The sequence below is a fragment of the Bradyrhizobium sp. genome, from assembly GCF_049586575.1.
Classification (GTDB): domain Bacteria; phylum Pseudomonadota; class Alphaproteobacteria; order Rhizobiales; family Xanthobacteraceae; genus Bradyrhizobium.
On sequence record NZ_JBAVCF010000055.1, the window covers coordinates 1 to 8,131 of the forward strand.

General features: G+C 62.1%; 7 protein-coding genes and 1 pseudogene. 3 read left to right on the forward strand and 5 right to left on the reverse strand.

What is annotated here, in order from left to right:
• Positions 1–778 precede the first annotated feature (778 nt).
• The 4 genes from WB528_RS01780 to sdhC are packed head-to-tail and all read right to left on the reverse strand — an operon-like array spanning position 779 to position 4,215.
• Positions 779–1,561, reverse strand: coding sequence for a succinate dehydrogenase iron-sulfur subunit (locus WB528_RS01780; protein ID WP_423886715.1), 783 nt, complete (start codon positions 1,559–1,561; stop codon positions 779–781).
• Between the two features lie 13 nt (positions 1,562–1,574).
• Positions 1,575–3,416 (reverse strand): succinate dehydrogenase flavoprotein subunit, encoded by a 1,842-nt coding sequence (sdhA, locus tag WB528_RS01785; protein ID WP_423886716.1) that lies wholly within the window; start codon positions 3,414–3,416, stop codon positions 1,575–1,577.
• Between the two features lie 2 nt (positions 3,417–3,418).
• On the reverse strand, positions 3,419–3,793 hold the full coding sequence (sdhD, locus tag WB528_RS01790) for a succinate dehydrogenase, hydrophobic membrane anchor protein (RefSeq protein WP_423886719.1): 375 nt from the start codon (positions 3,791–3,793) through the stop codon (positions 3,419–3,421).
• 23 nt (positions 3,794–3,816) lie between these two features.
• Positions 3,817–4,215 (reverse strand): succinate dehydrogenase, cytochrome b556 subunit, encoded by a 399-nt coding sequence (gene sdhC, locus WB528_RS01795; RefSeq protein ID WP_422250745.1) that lies wholly within the window; start codon positions 4,213–4,215, stop codon positions 3,817–3,819.
• A 240-nt stretch (positions 4,216–4,455) separates the two neighbouring features.
• Here sdhC and WB528_RS01800 point away from each other — a divergent pair, with 240 nt between their 5' ends.
• Complete coding sequence (locus WB528_RS01800) at positions 4,456–5,319, forward strand: sulfite exporter TauE/SafE family protein (RefSeq protein WP_423886717.1); 864 nt, start codon at positions 4,456–4,458, stop codon at positions 5,317–5,319.
• 373 nt (positions 5,320–5,692) lie between these two features.
• Here the strand turns inward: WB528_RS01800 and WB528_RS01805 are convergent, their stop codons facing one another.
• Positions 5,693–6,886: a CaiB/BaiF CoA transferase family protein gene (locus tag WB528_RS01805; protein ID WP_423886718.1), complete on the reverse strand. Its 1,194-nt coding sequence runs from the start codon at positions 6,884–6,886 to the stop codon at positions 5,693–5,695.
• A 167-nt stretch (positions 6,887–7,053) separates the two neighbouring features.
• Between WB528_RS01805 and WB528_RS01810 the strand changes: the two are divergent.
• Positions 7,054–7,242, forward strand: a pseudogene (locus tag WB528_RS01810) (SDR family NAD(P)-dependent oxidoreductase); the annotation flags it as partial.
• A gap of 261 nt (positions 7,243–7,503) precedes the next feature.
• Positions 7,504–8,058 (forward strand): fasciclin domain-containing protein, encoded by a 555-nt coding sequence (locus tag WB528_RS01815; RefSeq protein ID WP_423886720.1) that lies wholly within the window; start codon positions 7,504–7,506, stop codon positions 8,056–8,058.
• The last annotated feature ends 73 nt before the right edge of the window (positions 8,059–8,131 follow it).

Genomic DNA, 8,131 nt, shown 5'->3' on the forward strand with positions numbered 1-8,131 from the left:
GCCGGGCGCTGTGCCGGCGGAGCCGGGGGCGGTGGCGCCTGATGTTGGGGGGGCTGAGGGGCTGCCGGTCGTGCCGGTGGGGCTCCCTTCGGGGCCTCCTTGGGCGCCTGCTTGGGTTTTCCGTCAGGACCGGGCTCTTCCCGCTGCGCCACCACGGTCGGGGCTGACTGCGCGTGCGATGGTGTTGTCGCCAGTTGCATGGCTGTCAGAGCAGTGGTGGCAAGCAGTGCTAGTCGTAGTTTTGTCATGTGCTTTGGGTCCTGGAGGATTCAGAAAGGAGTGACGAAGTCTTCATGCTCGCTCGGCAAACGCGGGCGATCAACAAACAGGCGTTAGGCCGCATTGTGGCGGCTTTCGAACGGGAACGCGTATTTATTTCGGCTCCGACACAATTCGGCCGCGCGGTTGTTCATGACGCATTCAGAAGGTCGTTTCAAATTGGAAGTTGAACTGGCGCGTAGCGTCGGGCGCTTCAGAAATCCGTTGGTGCGGGCGGCGAGGGCGGCGTTTGCGGCCCACGCACGAGCAATTCATCCGGCATATGGCCGGGCAATTCATCAGGTGCTCGCGGCTCACCCGGCTCACGCACGGGCGGAGGAATCTCGGGCCGCGGATTTCCAGGCGGGCTTTCTGGCGGCGGCTCGACCGGCTGTCCCGGCTGGATCTGTGGGTCTTCGGACGGATCGATCGGCATCGCATCGCCACTTTCTTCAGCCGCTACTGAAGAGCTAACGATGCCGGTAAAGCGATGTTCCTTTGAACCCGGGCCGGGCCGGCCTCAGACTTGGCGCTCGACCATTTTAAGCTTGAGTTCGGCAATGGCCTCGGCGGGATTGAGCCCCTTCGGACAGGCCTTGGTGCAGTTCATGATGGTGTGGCAGCGATAGAGCCGGAACGGGTCCTCGAGATTGTCGAGCCGCTCGCCGGTGGCCTCGTCGCGGCTGTCCTTGACCCAGCGGTTCGCTTGCAGCAATGCGGCCGGGCCGAGATAGCGGTCGCTGTTCCACCAATAGCTCGGGCAGGCGGTCGAGCAGCAGGCGCAGAGAATGCATTCGTAAAGCCCGTCGAGCTTTTCGCGGTCTGTGTGGCTCTGCCGCCATTCCTTCTGCGGCGTCGGCGTGGTCGTCTTCAGCCATGGCTCGATCGAGGCGTATTGCGCGTAGAAGTTGGTGAGGTCGGGCACCAGATCCTTGACCACCGGCTGATGTGGCAGCGGGTTGATCTTCACCGCGCCGTCCTTCACGTCGTGCATCGACTTGGTGCAGGCGAGCGTGTTCTGGCCGTCGATATTCATCGCGCAGGAGCCGCAGACGCCTTCACGGCAGGAACGGCGGAAAGTCAGCGTTGGATCGATATGGTTCTTGATCCAGATCAGTCCGTCGAGCACCATCGGACCGCAATCGTGCGTATCGACGTAATAGGTATCGATGCTCGGATTCTTGCCGTCGTCTGGATTCCAGCGATAGATCCTGAATTCTCGCGTCTCGGTGGCGCCGGCCGGCTTCGGCCAGGCCTTGCCGCCCGATATTCTCGAATTCTTCGGAAGTGCGAATTCAGCCATCTGTCTCGCCTAACTAATACACCCGCGCCTTCGGCGGGAAGTATTGAACGTCGTTGGTCATGGTGTAGTCGTGCACCGGGCGGTAATTGATCGTCGTATTGCCCTTGCCGTCCATCCAGGCCAGCGTGTGCTTCATCCAGTTCTGGTCGTCGCGCGCGGAAAAATCCTCCCGCGCATGCGCGCCGCGGCTCTCGGTGCGGTTGGCGGCCGAGTCCATCGTCACGACCGCCTGCACGATCAGATTGTCGAACTCGAGTGTCTCGATCAGGTCCGAGTTCCAGACCAGCGAGCGATCGGAGACCGAAACGTCGTCGATGCCGCCGTGCACCTTGTGAATCAAATTGTGCCCCTCGTTCAGCACCTCGCCGGTGCGGAACACCGCGCAATGGTTCTGCATGACAAGTTGCATGCTGTCGCGCAGCTTGGCGGTCGACGTGCTACCTGAGGCATAACGATAGCGGTCGAGCCGGTCGAGCGCCTTGTCGGCGGAGTCTGCCGGCAAATCCGGCTGCTTGCCGTTCGGCGTCAGTTTCTCGGCGCAACGCAGCGCCGCTGCGCGGCCGAACACCACAAGGTCGATCAGCGAATTGGAGCCGAGGCGGTTGGCGCCATGCACCGAAACGCAGGCCGCTTCGCCCACCGCCATCAGGCCCGGCACCACGAAATCGTCGTTGCCGTCCTTTTTGGTCAGCGCTTCGCCGTGGAAGTTGGTCGGAATCCCGCCCATGTTGTAGTGCGCGGTCGGCACGATCGGGATCGGCTCGCGCGTGACGTCGACATTGGCAAAAATCTTCGCCGATTCGGAAATGCCGGGCAGCCGTTCATGCAGCACCTTCGGGTCGAGATGATCGAGGTGCAGGAAGATATGATCCTTCTTCTTGCCGACGCCGCGGCCCTCGCGGATTTCGATGGTCATCGCCCGCGATACGACGTCACGCGACGCCAGATCCTTGGCGGAGGGCGCATAGCGTTCCATGAAGCGCTCGCCTTCGGAGTTGACGAGATAGCCGCCTTCGCCGCGCGCACCTTCGGTGACGAGACAGCCGGCGCCGTAAATGCCGGTCGGGTGGAACTGCACGAATTCCATATCCTGCAACGGCAGGCCGGCGCGCAGCACCATCGCGCTGCCGTCGCCGGTCTGGGTGTGCGCGCCGGTACAGGAATGATAGATGCGGCCATAGCCGCCGGTCGCCAGGATGGTGGTCTGGGCGCGGAAGCGATGCAGCGTGCCGTCGTCAAGCTTGAGCGCGATCACGCCGCGGCAGGCGCCCTGGTCGTCCATGATCAGGTCGATGGCGAAGAACTCGATGTAGAACTCGGCGGAATGGCGCAGCGCCTGGCCATACATGGTGTGCAGCATGGCGTGGCCGGTGCGGTCGGCGGCGGCGCAGGTGCGTTGTGCCTGGCCCTTGCCGTAGTCCACCGTCATGCCGCCAAACGGTCGCTGATAGATCTTGCCGTCCTCGGTGCGCGAAAACGGCACGCCCCAGTGCTCGAGTTCATAAACGGCCTCCGGCGCCTGGCGCACCATGTATTCGATCGAATCCTGGTCGCCGAGCCAGTCCGAGCCCTTGACGGTGTCGTACATATGCCAGCGCCAGTCGTCCGGATGCATGTTGCCGAGCGAAGCGGAGATGCCGCCCTGGGCTGCCACTGTATGCGAGCGGGTCGGAAATACCTTGGTGATGCAGGCGGTGCGAAGCCCAGCCTCGCTGCAACCGACCACCGCGCGCAGCCCCGCGCCACCGGCGCCAACCACCACGACGTCGTAGGCATGGTCCTCGATCGGATAGGCCTTGGCATTGGTGGCCGGGCCACCCTTGCCATTCGCCGAGCCGTTTTCACCAGCGGCCATCGTTACACTCCGGATGACAGTTTGAGGATGGCGTAGATCGACGCGAGCGCGACGGCGAAGCAGAAGAAATTATTGGCAATGATCGCCGCAAGCTTCAGCTGTTCGTGATGCACATAGTCCTCGATGATCACCTGCATGCCGATCCTCATGTGCCAGGTGCTTGCGAGGATGAACAAAAGGAGAATGATGGCGACTAGCGGCGAGCCTAGCATTTGCGCGGCGCCGGCGTGGTTGCTGCCGAGCAGCATCATTACCACCACGATGACAGGCACCATCAGGAGCACCATGGCGACCGCGGTGATACGCTGGCGCCAGAAGTCGGTGGTGCCGGAATGCGAAGCGCCGAGATTGCGCACGCGGCCAAGCGGCGTGCGCATCGATTTCGCGGTCTCGGGCGCGTTCATCGGGCACCTCCAATCGCATAAGCCACGATCCAGAGCAGCACGGTCGCCGAAATGCCCGCAATCAATGCGCCCCAGGTCATGGCTTCGCGCTCGTTGGCCTTGAAGCCGTAGCCGAGATCCCACACCAAATGCCGGATGCCGCTGAACAGGTGATGCAGCAGCGCCCACGTGTAGCCGAACACGATCAGGCGGCCGAGAAAGCTTGCGATAAAGGTATGGACATGGGCGTAGGCGGTCGGGCCGGAAGCGGCCGCGATCAGCCACCAGGCTAACAACAGCGTGCCGAAATACAGCGCGAAACCGGTGGCGCGGTGGACGATGGAAAGCGCCATCGTCAGGGTCCAGCGATAGGTTTGCAGGTGTGGTGAAAGCGGTCTTTCGATCCTGGCGGTCATCGGTGGCTTTGGCAGGTTGGCGGGCCTCCGTCAGGGGCCCTTCTTTGGGATCGCGGTAGACGATTCCTATTTACGAAGTCGAAACAGCCAGTGCAATGGCGAATCCTTCCAGCTGCGAACAGCGGTTCATAGCTTCAGATGAGCCTTGCATTATTGGGGGATTGATCCGCCGGGGTGCTTGTGGTGGCTGGTATACCTGAAGCACGATTCATGAACACGGCGACGAGACTGGAATAGGCGATGGCCATCGCGGGACTCAACGTCTCGGAAGTTCTGGAACTGGCCCTTCTGCTGGTAGCGGTCGGGACGCTATCGGGGTTCCTCGCCGGCGTCTTCGGGATCGGCGGTGGCGCTATTCTGGTTCCGGTTTTCTATGAGTGTTTTCGCCTCGCCGGAGTTCCGCTCGAGGTGCGGATGCCGCTCTGCGTCGGCACCTCGCTTGCTGTCATCATTCCGACCTCGATCAGTTCCTATCGGGCCCATCTCGCGCGCGGCGCTATCGACAAGGAAATCCTGCGCGCCTGGTGGCTGCCGGTTTTGATCGGCGTGATCAGCGGCAGCGTGATCGCGCGCTACGCACCGGAGCGGCTGTTCAAGATCGTTTTCGTGATGGTGGCTTATTCCGCCGCCGTGCGGATGTTGTCAGCCAATGAGAACTGGAAAATCGGCGAAGACCTCCCGAAGGGGCTGGTGATGCGTGTCTTCGGCTTGTGTGTCGGGCTTTTGGCGACACTGATGGGCGTTGGTGGCGGATTGTTCGCCAATCTGCTGATGACCTTTTACGGCCGCCCGATCCACCAGGGCGTTGCGACCTCGTCCGCCATTGCGGTGCTGGTCTCCATTCCCGGTGCACTGGGTTACATCTATGCCGGCTGGCCGGTGGCAGCGCATTATCCCGATGTAGCGGCGCTGCAAGCCCCGCTCGCGCTCGGCTACGTCTCGCTGATCGGCGCGATCCTGGTGATGCCGACGAGTCTTCTGACCGCGCCACTTGGCGTGAAGGTCGCGCACGCGCTGTCGAAGAAAACGCTGGAGCGAGCCTACGGGAGTTACCTTCTCATCGTAGGCACGCGCTTCGCGATCAGCCTGTGGAACGGCGGATAGCGTCGGGCGATCACGCCGCCGGGCGAGCACGCGCAAGCGGTGACCGTCCGGGTCGAGCGCGAAGAACGTATTCCCAAAATTCATTGCAGTCGGAGCCTGCGCGATTTTCAGCCCACGCGCTTTCCAGGCCTCGTGGGTTACGCGCAGCGCTTCCGCATTGGCAACCGTAAACACAACTTCCCTGTCACCGGCCTTATTGTCGGCGCGCGGTTCGACAGCCTCGTGCTGCCAAAGGCCGAGCATGGCTTCCTTGCCAAGCGGGCCACGACGCGCCTGCCTGGCGCGGTGGCCAATAGTCAGTCCTTCAAGCGCCGCAAACCGCAAACCGCCAAAACCTTCGATCTTTGCCGCTGTCGGACACTGCCCGATGCCGCTAGATCGCCGCGCCGCGCGCCAGTTCCGCGACTTCGCCTGCGCTGTATCCAAGCAGGCCGGTCAATATCTCGTTTGTATGCTCGCCAAGCCGGGGCGGAGCCGTGTAGGTATCAAGCGGCGTGTCGCTCAGATGCATCGGATTCTTGATGTTCTTGACGATGCCAACACCGGCGCCGGCATGCGGCATCTCGGCGATCATGTCGCGCGACTTCAAGAGCTCGCTCTCGCAGACTTCGCCGACCGTCCGCACCCCGCCGCTCGGAATCCCGGCGGCCTCCATCAACGGCAGCCAATCGTCGCGCCTGCGCTGCCTGATGATGTCCTTGACGATCGGTACCAGAATGTCGCGGCTGCGGACGCGGTCCGCGGCTTTGGCGAAGCGTGGATCGTCGGCCAGTTCGGGCCGCTCAACGGCCTTGCAGAAGCGTTTCCACAGTTCGTCATTGGCGACGCCGAGACTGATCCAGCCATCGCTCGCTTCAAACGTCTCGTAGGGCACGATGGTGGCGTGCGCATTGCCGCGGCGCTTCGGCGATTCGCCGGTGGCGAAGTAGATGCTGGCATTGAAGCTGAGCAGCGATGCGACAGCTTCGTACATCGAAACCGAAACGTGCTGGCCGCGCCCGGTTACCTTGGACGCGTAGAGCGCGGCGAGGATGGCCTGCGATCCATTCAGTCCGGATACGAGATCGGCGATCGAGGTGCCGACCTTATAGGGCGCGCCGTCGGCTGCGCCGGTCAGATCCTGGATGCCGGCTTCACCTTGCACGATGACATCGTAGCCGGGGCGGTCTTTCATCAAACCGGTATTGCCGAAACCGGAAATCGAGCAATACACCATGGCCGGGCGGCGGGCACTCACGGCGGCATAACTAAAGCCCAGGCGATCCATGGCGCCAGGACGAAAATTCTCAACCAGCACGTCCGAACGATCGATCAGTCGCCACAACACCTCGCGGCCGCGCGCGCTCTTCATGTCGAGCGTCATGCTTTTCTTGTTGCGATTGACCGACAGGAAATAAGCCGCTTCGTCGCCTTGATAGGGCGGTGCGAACGCTCGCGTATCGTCGCCCTCGACCGGACGTTCGACCTTGATCACCTCGGCGCCGAGATCGCCGAGCTGCATCGTGCAGAACGGTCCCGACAATACCCGGGTGAGATCGACGACACGTAATCCTTCAAGCGGGCGCATGCGCTTCTGGCCTCATTTTGCTGCGATACAGACGGGAAACAGATCGGTGTTTATCGGGGCGTTCATGCATCATTTCGGGGGGCGGTCGCGAGTTCAATAGCAAGAACGCCCTTCACAGCGCAACGGGGACGGGTTGCATGTCAAATAACGGGAAACGCGTAGCCTGGATGACCGGTGGTGGTAGCAGGATTGGCGAGGCCGGCGCAAAAGCGCTCGCCACCGACGGCTGGACCGTGGTGGCGTCGGGACGCCGGAAGGATGCCCTCGATGCGGTGGTCGCCGCGACCGGCAAAAGCGGCGGTGCGGTCAAAGCGATCCCGCTCGATGTCAGTGTTGCGGCCGACGTTGAAAAGACCGTCGAGAGATTCTGGCGGCGTACGGCGGTGATGGCCGAGCGGGACGGCTCGCGCGTGAATTCTTTAAACCTTTGCAAAACGCGCACGTCCGCAGCTTCAAAAAGTTTCAAATCGGCGAAAATTTATTGCCTGAAACGCGCTTCCAAACCTCCCGTAACTCAGGCCAACGACGACGCAGTCAACTCCTTGAGACTAGCCGCCGCCGTTAACTCTTACGGGCCGCGGATGTCCGCCGGCCTCCATCAATCGGGAGACGTTTCCATGTCCAAGCGTATTGCATTGTTTTCTGCTGTGGCCTTCGGTGCTCTTGCCCTGTCGGCGACGATCGTTGCGCCGGTCAACGCGCAAGAGAAGACCGTCATGGTCGGCGGCGCCGCGATGTTCCCCTCCAAGAACATCATCCAGAACGCGGTGAATTCGAAGGACCACACCACGCTCGTTGCGGCGGTGAAGGCCGCCGGTCTCGTCCAGACCCTGGAAGGCAAGGGACCGTTCACGGTCTTCGCGCCGACCAACGCCGCCTTCGGCAAGTTGCCGGCTGGCACGGTCGATAACCTCGTGAAGCCCGAGAACAAGGCCACCTTGACCAAAATCCTCACCTATCACGTCGTCGCCGGCAAGCTTGAGGCTTCCGATCTGACCGACGGCAAGATGCTGAAGACGGTCGAAGGCGAAGAGCTGACGGTGAAGAAGTCCGACGGCAAGACCTGGATCGTCGATGCCAAGGGCGATACCGCTGCGATCACCATCTCGAACGTCAATCAATCGAACGGCGTGATCCACGTGATCGACACCGTCCTGTTGCCGGCGTCGTAACGTCGGGCCTCTTACGATGGCACATTTCGATCCCAGTCCCACGGGATGTGCCGGGCGAGCCGGGGAACCCCCC

What these genes read in the sequence shown, in the direction of transcription:
- sdhD (WP_423886719.1), bottom strand. Translation starts at nt 3,793, where the DNA reads ATGCGCACGCCGCTTGGCCGCGTGCGCAATCTCGGCGCTTCGCATTCC.
- WB528_RS01800 (WP_423886717.1), top strand. Translation starts at nt 4,456, where the DNA reads ATGGCCATCGCGGGACTCAACGTCTCGGAAGTTCTGGAACTGGCCCTT.
- sdhC (WP_422250745.1), bottom strand. Translation starts at nt 4,215, where the DNA reads ATGACCGCCAGGATCGAAAGACCGCTTTCACCACACCTGCAAACCTAT.
- WB528_RS01805 (WP_423886718.1), bottom strand. Translation starts at nt 6,886, where the DNA reads ATGCGCCCGCTTGAAGGATTACGTGTCGTCGATCTCACCCGGGTATTG.
- sdhA (WP_423886716.1), bottom strand. Translation starts at nt 3,416, where the DNA reads ATGGCCGCTGGTGAAAACGGCTCGGCGAATGGCAAGGGTGGCCCGGCC.
- WB528_RS01780 (WP_423886715.1), bottom strand. Translation starts at nt 1,561, where the DNA reads ATGGCTGAATTCGCACTTCCGAAGAATTCGAGAATATCGGGCGGCAAG.
- WB528_RS01815 (WP_423886720.1), top strand. Translation starts at nt 7,504, where the DNA reads ATGTCCAAGCGTATTGCATTGTTTTCTGCTGTGGCCTTCGGTGCTCTT.